This window comes from Psychrobacillus sp. FSL H8-0484 (assembly GCF_038005325.1).
GTDB lineage: Bacteria > Bacillota > Bacilli > Bacillales_A > Planococcaceae > Psychrobacillus.
The window spans coordinates 724,374-739,460 of the sequence record NZ_JBBOSZ010000001.1 but is presented as its reverse complement, the minus strand read 5'-3'; the positions used below and the strand labels follow the sequence as shown (position 1 = coordinate 739,460).

At 40.0% G+C, this 15,087-nt stretch carries 15 protein-coding genes; 1 reads left to right on the top strand and 14 read right to left on the bottom strand.

Translation table 11 applies throughout. The features are described from left to right. Positions 1 to 16: 16 nt before the first annotated feature. From MHH81_RS03545 to MHH81_RS03535, 3 genes are read right to left on the bottom strand one after another with little or no spacing between them, the layout of a single operon-like run. Complete coding sequence (locus MHH81_RS03545) at positions 17 to 745, bottom strand: amino acid ABC transporter ATP-binding protein (RefSeq protein ID WP_340917945.1); 729 nt, start codon at positions 743 to 745, stop codon at positions 17 to 19. 21 nt (positions 746 to 766) lie between these two features. Further along, entirely contained in the window at positions 767 to 1,426 is a 660-nt protein-coding gene (locus tag MHH81_RS03540) for an amino acid ABC transporter permease (protein WP_340917943.1), read from the bottom strand. Positions 1,427 to 1,457: 31 nt separating this feature from the next. Further along, positions 1,458 to 2,285 carry a transporter substrate-binding domain-containing protein gene (locus tag MHH81_RS03535; RefSeq protein WP_340917940.1) on the bottom strand — a complete coding sequence of 276 codons (828 nt, stop codon included), beginning with the start codon at positions 2,283 to 2,285 and terminating at the stop codon, positions 1,458 to 1,460. A gap of 269 nt (positions 2,286 to 2,554) precedes the next feature. Between MHH81_RS03535 and MHH81_RS03530 the strand changes: the two genes are divergently transcribed. Beyond that, entirely contained in the window at positions 2,555 to 3,109 is a 555-nt protein-coding gene (locus MHH81_RS03530) for a helix-turn-helix domain-containing protein (protein ID WP_340917937.1), read from the top strand. Between the two features lie 782 nt (positions 3,110 to 3,891). On the opposite strand, the gene MHH81_RS03525 is transcribed toward MHH81_RS03530, so the two are convergent. From MHH81_RS03525 to MHH81_RS03475, 11 genes are all read right to left on the bottom strand, one after another. Next, positions 3,892 to 4,845 carry a nuclease-related domain-containing protein gene (locus MHH81_RS03525; RefSeq protein ID WP_340917935.1) on the bottom strand — a complete coding sequence of 318 codons (954 nt, stop codon included), beginning with the start codon at positions 4,843 to 4,845 and terminating at the stop codon, positions 3,892 to 3,894. A gap of 121 nt (positions 4,846 to 4,966) precedes the next feature. Further along, the gene (locus MHH81_RS03520) at positions 4,967 to 5,347 is read right to left on the bottom strand and encodes a DUF1761 domain-containing protein (RefSeq protein WP_340917931.1); all 381 of its coding nucleotides are present in this window, start codon (positions 5,345 to 5,347) and stop codon (positions 4,967 to 4,969) included. A 15-nt stretch (positions 5,348 to 5,362) separates the two neighbouring features. After that, positions 5,363 to 5,818 carry an SRPBCC family protein gene (locus MHH81_RS03515; protein WP_340917929.1) on the bottom strand — a complete coding sequence of 152 codons (456 nt, stop codon included), beginning with the start codon at positions 5,816 to 5,818 and terminating at the stop codon, positions 5,363 to 5,365. 287 nt (positions 5,819 to 6,105) lie between these two features. Next, entirely contained in the window at positions 6,106 to 7,230 is a 1,125-nt protein-coding gene (locus tag MHH81_RS03510) for an acetylornithine transaminase (protein ID WP_340917927.1), read from the bottom strand. After that, on the bottom strand, positions 7,227 to 8,006 hold the full coding sequence (gene argB, locus MHH81_RS03505; RefSeq protein WP_340917923.1) for an acetylglutamate kinase: 780 nt from the start codon (positions 8,004 to 8,006) through the stop codon (positions 7,227 to 7,229). The genes MHH81_RS03510 and argB overlap by 4 nt, the downstream gene beginning before the upstream one ends. Continuing rightward, positions 7,969 to 9,174 carry a bifunctional ornithine acetyltransferase/N-acetylglutamate synthase gene (gene argJ, locus MHH81_RS03500; RefSeq protein WP_340925105.1) on the bottom strand — a complete coding sequence of 402 codons (1,206 nt, stop codon included), beginning with the start codon at positions 9,172 to 9,174 and terminating at the stop codon, positions 7,969 to 7,971. The genes argB and argJ overlap by 38 nt, the downstream gene beginning before the upstream one ends. Before the next feature lie 39 nt (positions 9,175 to 9,213). Continuing rightward, on the bottom strand, positions 9,214 to 10,248 hold the full coding sequence (gene argC / locus MHH81_RS03495) for an N-acetyl-gamma-glutamyl-phosphate reductase (protein WP_340925104.1): 1,035 nt from the start codon (positions 10,246 to 10,248) through the stop codon (positions 9,214 to 9,216). A gap of 285 nt (positions 10,249 to 10,533) precedes the next feature. Beyond that, on the bottom strand, positions 10,534 to 11,517 hold the full coding sequence (locus MHH81_RS03490; protein ID WP_340917921.1) for an anti-sigma factor domain-containing protein: 984 nt from the start codon (positions 11,515 to 11,517) through the stop codon (positions 10,534 to 10,536). Continuing rightward, a complete protein-coding gene (sigI, locus tag MHH81_RS03485) occupies positions 11,514 to 12,260 on the bottom strand; it encodes an RNA polymerase sigma-I factor (RefSeq protein WP_340917919.1) in 747 nt (248 codons plus the stop codon). Before sigI ends, MHH81_RS03490 begins: the two co-directional genes overlap by 4 nt. A gap of 88 nt (positions 12,261 to 12,348) precedes the next feature. Next, the gene (locus tag MHH81_RS03480; RefSeq protein ID WP_340917917.1) at positions 12,349 to 12,999 is read right to left on the bottom strand and encodes a hypothetical protein; all 651 of its coding nucleotides are present in this window, start codon (positions 12,997 to 12,999) and stop codon (positions 12,349 to 12,351) included. 329 nt (positions 13,000 to 13,328) lie between these two features. Further along, positions 13,329 to 14,645 (bottom strand): NAD-dependent epimerase/dehydratase family protein, encoded by a 1,317-nt coding sequence (locus tag MHH81_RS03475; RefSeq protein WP_340917914.1) that lies wholly within the window; start codon positions 14,643 to 14,645, stop codon positions 13,329 to 13,331. Between the last annotated feature and the right edge of the window lie 442 nt (positions 14,646 to 15,087).

The window sequence follows — 15,087 nt, the reverse complement described above, 5'->3', positions numbered from 1 at the left end:
AAACCACTAGATTTCTCTAGTGGTTTAGGACTTTGGATAGGAAGTCTTGGGCGCGCTGTGTGTCTGGGTTGGTGAAGAATTTGGATGGTGCGGCGCGCTCGACGATTTTGCCATCTGCCATGAAGACAATTTCGTCGCAGATTTCTTTGGCGAAGCCCATTTCGTGTGTTACTACAACCATAGTCATACCGTCTTTTGCTAGTTTGCGAATCGCATCAAGCACTTCGGTTACCATTTCTGGGTCAAGTGCGGATGTTGGTTCGTCAAATAGCATGACAGTTGGATCCATTGCTAGTGCACGTGCGATCGCTACACGTTGTTGTTGTCCACCAGAAAGTCTGCTTGGGTACGAGTCGAATTTGTCAGCTAATCCAAGAGACGTTAATAGTTCTTTCCCTCTTTTTTCAGCTGCTTCTTTCGAAAGTCCTTTTACTTTCATCGGTGAAATGGTTACGTTTTCCAGTGCCGTTAAAAACGGAAATAGGTTGAAGTTTTGGAATACGAAGCCAATGTTCAATCGAGCAATGTTAATATCCGTTTTTTTGTCGTGGATGGAGATTCCGTCCACGAGTATTTCACCATTGTCCACTGGTTCAAGTGCGTTGATTGTTCGGATGAGGGTGGATTTTCCTGCTCCACTTGGTCCGATCAGTGCAATTACATTCGATTTTGGTACTTCGAGCGAAACGTCGGTTAGGACGTGGTGGTCGCCGAAGCTTTTATTGACATTTTTGATAGAAATCATTTGGGTACACCCTCCTTAACGTTATGCTTCGCTTTTCAGTAATCGTTTTTCGAAGTATCGAATGATTAGCGATAAGCTGAAGGTCATGATGAAATAGATTAGTGCAACGAATGTCCATACTTCAATCGAGCGGAACGATGTTGCTACTAGGTTTTTTGCGTTTAGTGTTAAGTCGGTTGCTGCGATAATAGATACAAGGGATGAATCTTTTATTAACATAATAAATTGTGATGCAAGCGGTGGTAATACTCGTCTAAATGCTTGCGGCAAAATAATATGTGTCATTGCTTTTGTATGAGACATACCAAGTGATCGCGCTGCTTCCATCTGTCCTTTAGGTACCGCTTGTATCCCCGTACGAACGATTTCAGCGATAAATGCACCGGCAAATATCGCAAGCCCCACAATAGAGCCCCAATACGAGCCTAATCTAAATACCTGTCCTAGCACGTAGAATATCCACATTAATAGAACGAGTAGTGGTACCCCGCGAATTATTTCTACGTACGTAGATGATATAAATAGAATGACTTTGTTTTTGGAAATACGGCCAAGGCCAAAGATGATGCCGATTGGAATCGCCAAAAGGATTGCAATCGCTGAGATTTCCAGCGTTTTGAGTGCACCATCGATGAACACATCCATATTTTGTGGAATGACACTCCAGTTGTATTGATACATAGTTGATCCTCCTCTAAGCTGCCAGAGTGCTTTACTCTTCTACTACTTCCGATAACCAATCAGAAGTTTCAAACCATTTTTCGCGAGACGCAAGCTCTGTTGGGCTTCCTAAGTAGCTGTCCAGGAATGAGTTCACCCATTGAATTGTTTCGAAGTCGTTTTTCTTTAAAGCAATCCCAAGATTTTCCGTAGAAATTAATCCTTCTAATTGTTTAATAGAGTCACCATTTCTCAACTTCCAAACTGCGATAGCAGGTTCATCGTATACTACTGCATCTGCTTCCCCTTGAGCCATAGCTGCTGCTGCTGATGGGAATTCTTCGAAGTCTAAGATTTGCGCGTTTTTAAATACATCTTTTGCAAGTAATGCGCCTGTTGTTCCGATTCCTACAGCGATTTTATTCCCTTTTACATCAAGTTCTTGCCATGTTTTTGTCGTTGTATCTGATCCTGGAACCATGACAGCTTGACCTGTTTGGAAATATGGGTTTGCAAAACTTACTGCTAATGCACGGTCACCACGAATAGTCATACCAGCGAATACCATATCGACTTCGCCTGTATTTAACGCAGGAATTAGGCCGTCAAATGTGAATTGCTTAAATTCTACTTTAATATCTTTTCCAAGTGCTGCTCCAAGTGCGTTTGCTGTGTCTACATCATACCCAACGAAATCGCCATTTGGGTCTTTCATATCAAATGGGAAATATCCTGGAGACATCCCGATAACTAGTTTTTTCTCTTTTAATACTTTTTGAATAGTTGAGTTTTCTGTGGATACTCCCCCACCCGAATCATTACTACAACCTGCAATGACTAAAAATGAAATCATTAGTATTGCTGCTAACCATTTTTTCATGTACATTTACCCCCATTTAACTATTATTCAGTTCCCCATTCTGAAATTACTGAATTATTAGTAGTATAAGTTATTGATATTCATGTGTCTACATAAAAAATTAATTAGCGTAATATTATAATTATTTACACTGCTTGTAAAAAGGTGTAAAATATAGGAAAAATCCTATTACATTAGCATTTTATGTGTAATTTCTTGCAATTATTCTACTGATTTACAATTTTAATTATTCTGTTTTATGTATATTTATTCAAAAAAGGGGTGCTAAATTGGAATTTCCAAAAGAGGAAGTGGGCAAGCGAATAAGGTATTTACGTAGGCTACAAGGCTTGACATCAGAGGAACTGGCAAGGCTTGCGGGGGTGAGCCAAAGTATGATTTCTCAAATTGAGAGAGGACAAGTGTCCCCTTCTTTAGAGACACTTTGGAAATTAAGTCATAGTTTAAAAGTTCCCGTGTTTTCATTTTTTGAGACTGAAGTGTCCAATGCGGTTACTATTACTCGAGCTGGCGAAACTAATTCGATCAAGCGTGTGCGACCAAATGTAAGCTACCAGTTGTTGTCACCGAGTACCGGGAAGCAGATGAGCTTTTTTAAGATGATCGTCGCGCCTGGGGAAGATTTGGATTCGCCGCTTATGTATCACGCTGGCGAAGAGTGTGGCCTTATGCTAGTTGGGAGTTTGAGCGTGGAAGTCGAGGGCGAAATTCATACGATTTATGAAGGGGATAGTATTTACTTTGATAGTACGCTGCCGCATCGGTTTATGAATGTAAGCGATGAGGATGCCGTGGCGGTTTGGGCTATGACGCATAGTTTTTAGTGGTTTAGTTGAGCTTTTCGCTTCGGCGGAGGGCTTTTTTTGTTGGGTTTAAGCGGGTTTAGTTGGTGGTTTGTCGCTTTGGGCGCGTGGTTTGTCGTGTTCGGGATGTCGTTTGTCGCGTTTGATGTGTAGTTTGTCGTGTTCACGGTGTGGACTGTCTCGTTCAGCCATTTACTGGGAACATTTGGGCATAGAAATTGCTCTTTGCGAATGCAAAGAGCTTCCTTTTGGTTGGATGTGGCTTTTCGCAAGGGCGAAAAGCTTCGATTTGTGGGTTTGTCGCTTTGGGCAGGTGGTTTGTCGTGTTCGGGGTGTTGTTTGTCGTGTTCGATGTGTAGTTGGTCGTGTTCACGGTGTGGACTGTCTCGTTCAGCCATTTACTGGGAACATCTTGGCATGGAAATTGCTCTTTGCGGATGCAAAGAGCTTCCTTTTGGTTGGATGTGGCTTTTCGCAAGGGCGAAAAGCTTCGATTTGTGGGTTTGTCACTTTGGGCTGATTGGTTGTCGTGTTCGATGTGTAGTTGGTCGTGTTGACAGTGTGGTCTGTCTCCTTCAGCCATTTACTGGGAACATTTTGGCATGGAAATTGCTCTTTGCGGATGCAAAGTGCTTCCTTTTGGTTGGATGTGGCTTTTCGCAAGGGCGAAAAGCTTCGATTTGTGGGTTTGTCGCCTTGGGCTGGTTGGTCTTCGTATTGATGGTAAAAATTGTCTCGTTCAGCCATTTATTAGGTAAATATTGACATGAAAAAAGCTCTTTGCATTAGCAAAGAGCTTTGCTTCATTTTAGTAGGTTCATTGTGTATTCTGTTTTTCTGGATTTACCAGTTACTATTAGGTTAGCGTTTTTTAGTATTCGGGTGGCATCGTGTTTGTCTTGCAGATGAAAGAATCTGCGGCATTCTTGGTTGTTAATAGTTTCTTTGTAGATTAGAAAGTAGTCTTTTATTGTTTGTTCGTGTGCTAGTTTGCTAAAGTTTCTACATTTAGGACAAGTCCAGTTTCTGATCACTTTTTTCATTCCGATAAATGTACATGTTGGACATTCTACTCCTGTGATGATATCTAATGGGTTTATGGAGTAATGCTTACTTAACGGGAAAGAGTTATATTCTTTATTATTATTTAAGATCCAGTTTTTTAATTTTTCGAGTTGATTCTCCGATAGGATTGGTTTTGTTGTTTTTATTCCCCTTATGAACTTACGCACTTCATTGGATAATAGAAAAACGGTGTCTGTTGGAGCCGACTTTACATAGGACCTTGCGAAGGCGAATGTAACAGCGCCAAAAATGGGCAGGTTAATTTTGTGACGTTTAAAGATTTGGGATAGTTGGTAGATGTATTCTTCGAGTTGGGGAATGGGGCTTTTATAGGTGTTTTTTTCTCCGTTAGGTTTTGTTCTTACGAGTATGCTAGGATTTGTGAGAATTTCTATTTCCCCGGAGATGTTTTTTACTTCTAGTATTAACGCAAAATAGGGTGAAATTAACAAGATGTCCATTTGAAAACTGTTTTCGGAGTAAAGACTGAGGTTATGAAAAATAAAGAATTTGAAGGGTAATTTTATATTTTCTAGTTCTTTCATGACTACTTCTTCGCCAAGATCACCAGCGATTTTTTGCATCAGCTCGTCACGGATATATGCGTAGTTGGGATGCGATTTGCGCAGGCGTTTGGATAGTGCTGTAAGTGCATCTGCATGGAGTGATTTTGCAAATGATTTAGCTATCAATAATGATCACCTCGTAAGTAGATTATCATAACCCTATGATTGAATCTATATAAAATACTATATTTAAGGGGATTTTCGGATAAAAATTACCCTTTGATTGGCTCAAAGGGCTTTTTATTTGTTATGCTAGCCAGCCGTGTAATGCGCCGAGTAAAGTGAAAATTATAAGGTGATCGCAAATCGCGATAAGTGTTGATTTTTTGGAAATTAGGCCAAATAATGCATTTTTCACGTAGACCATTTTAATAATTACTCCAATGATGAAACCGAATAGAGCACCTTGAAGTAGGGTATCTGCTCCTGCTACATTTATTAGAATGGCTATTAGGAAGGAACTGATGAATGCGATGATAACTGAGTAAATATATTTTAACGGTCCATTTATTTGGTGCTCTTTTTTATTTGATAATAAAATTGAATAATAGATCGTGCCATAGATCATGTACAGAAATCCACCAATAATGATAGCTACGTAATTTATGTTATTCCAGTCAATTGACATGAAAATCCTCCTTACTTATGAATCTTTTAATGCTTCCGTGCGGACTACTTCTACAAAGTCCTCTACTACTCGTTCATTTTTCTTGCTGGAACCTAGTTTGATAAATGTCTTGCCCATCAGGTTTAGGCCTTCATTTTGTCCAGCATAAATAAACTTTGTCGATTGGTTATCAAGTTTGACGAGGGTAAATGATGTTTGAATTTTAAAAGCTTTTGCTAATGTAAATTCAATTTTTTTGTGCTTTATTTGATCGGTATTTTCGTATTCGGTATCCGTCACGATGTACTTTTCGGTTCTTTTGCCCTCTTGATAGGTTTGCTCATAGGTTGATCCGACAACCCCTTCTTTTAGTTCGAGTGGTTTGTGTTCTACGATGTTTGGCATGATTCTTTGGATTTGATCAAGTTCAAAGAGATTCCAAATTGTTTCGATTGGTGCTTCGATGATGATTTCTTTGTTCCAGGTTTGCACGCGTTTACCCCATTTCCTAAGTAGTTGGACTTTCCTAGTGAGTGCGTTAATAGGAGGAAAATAATAGTGTATTTTCCCTAAAGTGTACCATATTTATGTGTGAATGCAATAAAGGGGGGGTAGGGTTTTTGGTGAGGTGACGAGATATTTTTGTGCGGGCTTTGGATGGGCTTGGGTTGCTCTCGTATAGCCATATATTTGTAGCATGAATAAAGGACCTGCCGAGTTGGCAGGTCCTTGGGTGTGAATAGCGGTTCTCTGAGCGCTTTAATTCAAGTATGTTTCTTCTATAGTAATATGGTTGATAAAATGTCGACGGCTTGGTCGATTTCTTCGGTTGTGACGGTTAGTGGTGGCAGGAGTCGGATGACATTTGGTCCTGCTGCGACTAGTAAGAGACCTGCTTGTTCGGCTTGCTCTATATAGGGTGCCACTTCCACTGGGCAGACGATGCCGAGTAGTAGGCCAGATCCAACAATTGGATATGCTGGTAGTTCTGTTTTTAATTTGTCTATAAAGTGATTTGATTTTTCTTGGACTGCCTCCAAAAATTCAGTAGCAAACACATGGTCTAATACGGTTTGTGCGACAGCAACTGCTAGTGGATTCCCTCCGAATGTTGTGCCGTGCGAACCGGGGCCAAATGTGTCGCGCAGTGCGCTAGTGCCGAGCATGGCTCCGATTGGGAAGCCCCCACCGAGTCCTTTCGCTAACGTCATTATGTCAGGTTGGAGGACGGTTTGCTCGTAAGCGTAGCGAGTTCCTGTACGGCCGATGCCTGTTTGTACTTCGTCGACGATAAGCAGAATTCCTTTTGACTGGCAAATGTCTGCGATTGCTTGCGCAAATGCAGGCGTTACTTGGTTGACACCGCCTTCTCCTTGGATGACCTCGAGCATGATTGCGCCAACTTCTTCATCGACCGCTGCTTCTAGTTGCTCCACGTCATTAAATGGAACCGTTCGAAACGTTTCAAGCAATGGTCCGAAGCCTTTGCGAACTTTCTCTTGACCTGTTGCGGACATCGCACCAAATGTTCTTCCATGAAAGGACTGCTCGAATGTGATGATGACATGCTTATCAGTGTGTTTGCGTGCAAGCTTTATCGCTGCTTCATTCGCTTCCGCTCCACTGTTACAGAAAAAAGCGTGCGCAAAATGAGTATCTTTCACAAGTGATTCAGCAAGCTGCTCCTGGCCTGGACTTTCGAATAAATTCGATGTATGCCATAGCTTCTCACTTTGCTGGTTAATTGTTTCTACGATTGCAGAATGAGTATGCCCGAGACTAAGTACAGCTATACCACTCGTGAAATCCAGATACTCTTTGTCATTGCTATCGGTTACGATCGTCCCTTTTCCTTTTACAAGGTGTATAGGACGACGCTTGTAGTTTGGAAATAAAGCACTCATGCGAAAACCTCCTGATGAAGAATGGTGGTGCCTTTTAACTGTTCATCGACAATTTGAATGGAAGGAATTCCTGCTGCCAGGCAATCTAGTGCGGCCGTCACTTTAGGAATCATGCCACCGTAGATGTCACCCGATGAGATCCAGTAGGTAATGTCTGAAGAGGTTACAACCTGTTGCACTTGCCCTTCGATTTTTATTCCTGGTGTATCGGTTACGAGCTGCAGACTTTCTGCTTTGATTGCTAGTGCGATTTTACTCGCTACGGTATCGGCATTGATGTTGAGTGGTGTTCCGTCGTTTGTACAGCTGATGCTCGAAATGACTGGTGTGATGCCGTTTGCGAGCAGCGTTTCGAGTAGAGCGCTGTTTACTTGTTTTATTTCGCCGACGAAGCCGTATAATGCTTCATCTAAAATCGTACATGCTAGTAAATTGCCGTCGTATCCGCTTAAGCCGATTGCTGCAATACCGTTTTTATTGAGCTGGTGCACGAGTGCAGGATTGACTTGGCCGACAAGTGTGGACTGGGCGATGCTGATTGCTTCTGCGGAAGTGACGCGGAAGCCGTTAATCGTTGTAGAGGTGACGCCATTTTTTTCGAGTGCTTTATTAATGGCAAGGCCTCCCCCGTGGACGATGATCAGTTCATTGCCAGCAGCTTGAAGTTCCTTGAAATTGGCGAAAAAGTTTTCATTTAGCCCCTCAAGCATGCTTCCACCTAGCTTGATGACGATGCGTTTAGGAGCGGTATGTTGCGTTGATTTGGACGTAGTCATATGTCAAATCGCACCCCCATGCAGTTCCTTGGCCGTTGCCTTGGTTTAATTCGATGACGAATTTCACTTCTGCTTGTTTTAAATAAAGATGGAGTTGCTCCTCCGAAAAGTAGACTGGCTCTCCATTTTCTACGACAGGTGTTGTGCCGATTAGAATTTTGATGGCGTTTGGATCGAGCGTTGCCCCACTATAGCCGACAGCTGCAATAATTCTTCCCCAGTTTGCGTCGCTTCCGAAGACGGCCGTTTTGACAAGTGGTGAGCCGACAACGGTTTTAGCAATCATACGCGCTTCCGCATCTGTCATTGCTCCTTGCACTTCGACTTCAATAAGCTTCGTTGCGCCCTCTCCGTCCTTCGCAATCATTTTGGCTAGATCCTGTGACACAACATGTAAGGTATCGACGAAAGCATCCCAGTCTGGGTGAGCTGGCGTGAGTGTTTTATTTTCCGCTAAGCCATTTGCCATAACAACGACCATATCGTTTGTGGATGTGTCACCGTCGACTGTGATGGCGTTGAACGTTACGTCCGTGATCGATTTGAGCGCAGCTTGGAGATGGTCGGATTCAATGTTCGCGTCGGTTGTAATAAATGCGAGCATCGTCGCCATATTTGGTTCAATCATGCCAGAGCCCTTAGCAGTTCCAGCGATCATGATTTCTTTGCCGTCGATAATTGTTTTGTAAGCCGTATCTTTCGTCACCGTATCTGTCGTCATGATTGCTTGGGAGAATTGGATTGCGCCTTCCAGCTCGTCGATTGGGTGGAGTTCTTTGATTCCTGATAGGACCGGTTCCATTTTCATCGCTTCGCCGATTACTCCCGTGGATGCCACACCGACTAGAGCTGGTGAAATGCCAAGGTGTTGTGCTGTTTTTTCTTGCATGGTATAGGCGTCTATTACGCCTTGCTTGCCTGTGCACGAATTGGCGATGCCAGAATTGATGATGATTGCCTGCATTTTTTTCGTTGTGTACACGACTTCCTTTGTCACAACAAGTGGAGCCCCTTGAATAGCATTTGTGGAGAAAACGCCTGCGACACTTGCGGGCACTTCACTTATAAGTAATGCTAGATCTTTTTTCTTGTGCTTTACGCCGCAATGGATGCCGGTCGCTTTGAAACCTTTTGGTGAAGCGATGTTTTTATATGTGATTCGCTTCATCGTAGTAGTTGCGGTTGTCAAATTGGTTTCCTCCTTGTTTTAAATGAATAGTGGGACGTGCTTGAGACCAGTCGTTTGGTCTAGGTTGAACTGGACGTTCATGTTTTGGATTGCCTGCCCGGCAGCACCTTTTACGAGATTGTCAATAACGGATACAATAGTCGCGCGGTTTGTGCGCAGATCGACTTTGACATGGATATCACAGAAATTGGAACCGTACACCTGGTTTGTTCCGAATTTATTTGTATCTTTAATGATCCGAACGAACGGGTGATTTGCGTAAGCTTCCTGTAGTACGTTGGTGAGTTGTTTTTCAGTTACGCCTTCGTTGACGGGGGCATAGCTGGTTGCTAGGATGCCTCTTGTCATCGGTACGAGATGTGTCGTGAATGTGATTGGTGATGTTTGATTCGCAAAGGTTTGAATTGCTTGCTCAATTTCGGGTATATGTTGGTGTTGATGTAGTTTGTAAATGGCTGTGTTTTCATTCGTCTCGCTGTAATTTGTCATTTGGTTTGGCTTGTTTCCTGCACCTGAAATGCCACTTTTTGCATCGATTACGAGTTGTGTTGCGTCGATCAAGTTTTCTTTGATGAGTGGTAACAATGAGAGCAGAACCGCTGTCGGATAGCATCCTGGGTTTGCGATTAAGGGTGCTTGTACGATTGCGTTTTCATTCCATTCTGTGAGACCGTATTCAGATTTTTCGATTGCTTCCGCTGGAGCCGGTGTTTTTTTGTACCACTGCTCGTATTCAACTGCATCTTTTAAACGAAAGTCACCAGATAAATCGATGAGTTTCGGACCTTTTCCAATTAGAGGTGGTAAAAGTTCAGTAGAAACCCCTGAGGGCGTACTAGTGAAAAGCACATCGTAATCTGTCAGTCTATCATGCTCGATTTTAAGAAGAGGCTCGTCATGGATATTCAAAAGATGTGTATATTTATTCGAAAAGACACTTCCTTCATCAGAAGATGTAAACAGGTCAAGCCTTTCGATTTCAGGATGATTATGTAGAAGTCTTATTAATTCAAGGCCGCCATATCCTGTTGCGCCAATAATACCAACTTTCATATCTATCACCTCTTCACTAAGATAGAAATTAGTATAATACTGCATAAATATAAAGTCAAATGTATTTTTATATATTTATTTAATTTTATAAATACATATTGCAGGTGTGTTACGGGTGCCAGGCACCAGTAACACACTTGTAATTTAGTGGGATGTTTGTCGTGTTCATCGGTGGATTTGTCGTGTTCGTGGCTTGGTTTGTTCCTTTCGTGAGCAGGTTTGTCGCTTTCAGCCATTTTTTCACAAAAAAAAGAGCGATTTGATATCGCTCTTTTGGTAGTCCTATTATTTGATTGGGTTATTACCGTTATTGTTATCTTTGTTGCTGTGCTCGTTTTTGTTTCCGCCGTTGTCATTATTTTTGTTATTACCTTTGTTATTGCTGTTGACGTTGTTATGATTTTCGGATTTCTCTTGGGAAGCTGGTGATTTATTTTGATTCTTATTTTCTTGTTGTTTTTCATTATTGTTATTTAATTGTTTATTAGCTGGAGTTGATTTTTCTTTATTATTATTCGGGTTTGGCGTGTTCTTTTCTTTATCTTTTTCTTTTTTGTTTGATTGGTCAGGTATTTTTTGTTTTTCTGGCTGATTTTTGGTAGCAGGATTTTCAATTTTTTGCTCTACTGCTGGTAGATGCTGTTCTTTTTGCTTGAATTTTTTTATAGATTTGTTATTTTTGTTTGCTTCTTTTCTTTCTTGCACAGTGCTTTCTTGTATACTCCACTTTTTCTCTGCATGGTCATTGCTGATTTTATTCACAGCTTGGTCTATCCGTTTTTTTAATTCCGCCTGACCTTGCTTCTCATACACTGTTGTTACTGCAAGTTCATCATTTTTTGGTGCTATTTCTTTCACTACTTTTGCTAATACGATGCCAATAGGAAGTCCTTCCCAATCTTGAAGCTCTAAATTTGGTGCTTCATCTAGTGATCGTAGCGACACGACATTGCCTTCTCCATCCACGCCAAATTCGATTGCCTGGTCACCTTCTACTTGTACGTATGCGTATGCACTATTCGTTTGAGGAATCAATGATGCTACTAAAAATACCAGTAGCACTGCTGCGATTAGAGCTGGCCCAATGAAAAAGGGTTTCATTCGTTTTCGTCGAAGGTTGGTAGTTGTTACTAAATGGAACTCCACTTCTTCGCCCACTTCTGGATCAGTGACTAGCGGAATGCCATGAACAAATTCTCCTTCGCTCGTCAGAAAAATCATATCGTTAATATTCTTTTCGCAAACAATGCCTCTGTACGCGCGCATCATATGATTTCTCCTTTAACATAGTCTTTTATATAAACGAAGTCACTGTTTAACAGTAGTACAACAGCAATCATATATTTCCGATGCCGCTCCAATGTCTTTCGTGATACCTCAACCAATGCTTCGATTTCTTTCAAAGGTAATCTTTTATTTATCATTAAATAGTTATAGAGTTCTTCCGATTCTGCAATAATTTGAGCTATTTGAAATGCAGTTTTTCGTGCATCTACATGCTTCGGAGCTGCGCGTGTTAGTTCTTCAAAGGACAAGTTAAATTCCTTTAGTGAGTTGTTGTAAACTGAAAGTTCTTCTCTTCTTGCTGCAGATATTTGTTCTTCTGTGTATGTATGAATCGATTTTTCATCGAATAAATAATGTTGCGTTGACGAGGATTCTTCATTCTCCAGGTGAAGTAACATAACTTTTTCATTTCTTACGGATTCTTTCCGAATGTAATCTACTAATCTTCTTTTTATTATTAAGTGAGCGAATGTTTGAAGAGAGGCGTTTTCGTTTGCATCGAAAGCCATAACTGCTTCATGAAATCCATTCATTGCCACACTAAATTCTTCATCGTGTTCATCAATTGGTCGTTTACAAACAAAAGACGCTGTTTTTTTCATAAAAGGAGTATTGGCAAAAAGGAGGTCATTAAGAACCTCCTCATTGCCTGCTTTCGCCTTTTTAGCAAGCTCGCTCATATTTGTTTTTGTTTTGTAAAAACCATGAATAATGGACAAAAGCATACATACCCTCCGTTCTCACTTCATCCGAATGCCTTTTGATTGTATACGGCTTTGCGGAAAATGAAAAGCGGTTCTATATATTTAATAATTATTTATCTTCTTTATTGTTCTTTTTATTTTCGTGTTTTTCAGCTTTGTATTCTTCTTTAAGAGCTTTTCTTTCTTCCTTATGCTCTTCTTTTAGAGCTTTAAGCTCTTCTTTTTGCTCTGCTTGAAGGGATTTGCGTTCTTCTTTTTCAGCAGATTTTTCTTCTTTCTTAGTTGTAGCTTTTGGAGCTTCTACCTTAGCTGGTTCTTCCACTACAGGTTTTTCTACTACTGGTTCTTCTGTTTTTGGTTCTTCTGTTTTTGGTTCTTCTACTTCTGGAGTTTCTGTTTCTTGTTGTTGAGAAGCTTCAAATTTAGCGATAGCTCGTTCAGCGTTTCGTTTAATTGCTGCTTTTGCTGTTTCACTTCCTGCATTTTCATATGCTTTTGAAAGTGCTTCAAGATTACCTGCAGGATATCCTTCAGGAATTTTAATATCCAATCCTACAGAATCTTCTGTTGTAACAACGGATTCAGTGTCTCCAGTTGTTGCTACTGGCGTTTCTTCCGTCTCTTTTTCATTTTGATTCATTACATCTTTTAAATCTACTGTATCAAACAAATTTTCATCCGCCCAAGCGTAACCTGCTCCTGTTAACGTCATTGTCGCAACTAATAAAGCTGCACTAGTTTTCTTGAATTTCATGTTCATTTCTCAATCACCTCGACTAATATTTGTCCTCTATATCTCCGGACACCTTATTATTCGTGGGACAACCACATCTTCTGGGGGTAGAAAGTAAAAAGTATTATTACAGATGTATTACGGGTACCAGGCACCAGTAATAACTCTGTAACAATGAGCAATTCTGTGACTCAGTTTGTAACCACAAAAAGACAAAATTAAAAGGATTAATTCCGGTACAGTACCGAACTCAATCCTTACGAGCCATTTACATTTACTATTAATCTAAAAAATGAGTTATTTTTTTACTTCTCTAACTTCCGTATAAACTCCATTCAAATAGCTTTACCGGTTTTCTAGTTTTTCATTTTTGACTTTTGCTCTTTAAGCATATCATTTTTACGGTGAGTAAAATAACCTACTACCAATCCTACAAATAGAAAGAGGGCAAATTGGAAATAGAAAGAAGTATCGTATAGTAAGGAAACAATTTCTCTACCTTCCAATAGTTTTTCAACGACAAGTAACCCTACCGATAATCCTACCGCTATAATCGATTGTCTGTTTCCGTATATAACCCCTATAACAACGATGTAAAAAATTCCAACATCAAAAGTATTTAGAGTACTTACTTGGTTCGTTAATGTAAGCCACGTGATAAATAAAAATGCTAATAGATTTTCAATATAAGGTTGGATTTTTCGATAGATGGTAGACCTCTTCTTTGTTGTAATAATCGGTTTAGTACTTTCTTGTACTGCTTGCTTCTCCATCGCCCATTTATACGTATTTTCTAAACCTGTTTCCATATCATATGTCGGGCTCCAATCTAATTCGCCCTTCACCTTTTGATTACTTAATACCGATTTGGCAATATCACCATCTTTAGCTGGGAAGGTTTTTACTTGGAATTCCCCATGCATGTTTTTCAACATTCCTAATAGATGATTAATACTATGCTCTTGATTTGTCGATAAATTAAATATTCCCTCTATGTTAGATTTAGAAGCTCTAAAAATAGCATTTGCAACATCTTCTACATAGATAAAATCTCGTGTTTGCTCTCCGTCACCATAGAGTTCTAATGGTTTGTTGTTGATAATTCTATTAAGAAAGATGGAGACTACCCCACCTTCTCCTTCATTACTTTGTCTAGGTCCATATACATTCGAAAATCGAAAACAAACACTCTCAAAATGATGTATTTCCTTCCATTTTTGGCAGTATTCTTCCCCCATCCATTTACTTATTCCATAAGGGGAGATAGGATTGCATCCTTCTTCCTCCTTCAATGGAAGATGATCATTTATGCCGTATACCGCTGCGGAGGAAGCAAAAATAAATTTTTTCACCAGATATTTATGAGAAAGCGTTAGGATATTAACTAGCCCAACAACATTTGTTTCTATATCTTCTCTTGGATTTAAGATTGATCTTGCAACACTTACCTGTGCAGCTAAATGAACAACTACATCAAAACGATACGATTTGAAGATTTCTTCGCATTTTGGATCATCCACTGATAACTCGTAATTTTTATGTTTAAATGAAATATTTTCTTTTTTCCCTGAAGAAAAATCATCGATAATAAAAACTTCATATCCTTCTTTGTAATACTTGTCTGCAACATGAGATCCAATAAAACCGTACCCTCCAGAAATTAATACCCTCATCCCACTTACCTGCCTATTCACTTTTTTTATTAATCACTTTTCTTTTCATCGGACAGGTTCTTTATTTTGGTTGTAATCATTTTGGCTAGAGAAGGTTTTTTGGTAAATGAATAAATGCGATTGTTTATAAATAAATTGCTTCTTCCTTTTTGTTATGACTGTAAATTACGTTATTTATAAATTGATTTTATTATGTATTTGAATGAAGGGTTATTTCTCCATAACCTTCCTTTAATTGATCGTTAAAGTTAAGGATATGGCATTAGTGTATCGGCTGCTTTTTGAATTGTTTTCCATGGAGACTCTAAGGTTCCATCATTTGAATCATTGCCATTTTTGGATACGTAATAAATACTCTTTTCCATATTTGCTGCATTAGGGTGCAATGAGAATGATAAAAATGCATATATGCTAATTAGCACTAATTTAATCTTATGCCAAT